The 494-nt window shown below is 69.0% G+C and carries 1 protein-coding gene; it reads left to right on the forward strand.

The genetic code is table 11. The features are described 5' to 3' along the window. A partial coding sequence (locus BGN91_RS06775; protein ID WP_292611678.1) for a DUF4326 domain-containing protein occupies window positions 1–291 on the forward strand: 291 nt, incomplete at its 5' end. Window positions 292–494: the final 203 nt, after the last annotated feature.

A 494-nucleotide genomic window follows, 5' to 3' on the forward strand; every position in this document is an offset into this window, starting at 1 on the left:
AAGCATCACACAGGCGTGCCGGCGGGCGCCGTCTACATCGGGCGCGGCAGCAAATGGGGCAATCCGTTCCGGATCGGCCCTTACGGCGATCGCGCCGCCGTCATCGCGAAATACGAACGCTGGCTTGCGGACCAGCATCACTTGCTGCGCGCGCTCGACGAGTTGCGCGGACGCGATTTCGTCTGCTTCTGCGCGCCGCGCCCCTGCCACGGCGATCTGTTGCTGCGGCTCGCCAACGCGACCCGCGACGAGCGCATCGCGTGGTGGCGCGCGGTGAAGGCCGCGGCGTGACGAGAGGGAGAGCTTGGCCGGGACGGGTTTGAGCCGGAGCGGTCCAGAGAGAGCGCCGGCCGGCTCGCCCGTCTCCGCTCTCCCAGAGGTTTATCGACATGACCCCATCATCCGCTCTCGCGGCCGCGCCTGCGGTCGCGATCTCTCCGCTTGCGTCACCTTCTGATGTCGCTCGCTGCATCGGCATCGCCGCGCGCCTTCTC

The sequence above is a fragment of the Nitrobacter sp. 62-13 genome, assembly GCF_001896955.1.
In the GTDB taxonomy this organism is placed as follows: Bacteria; Pseudomonadota; Alphaproteobacteria; order Rhizobiales; family Xanthobacteraceae; genus Nitrobacter.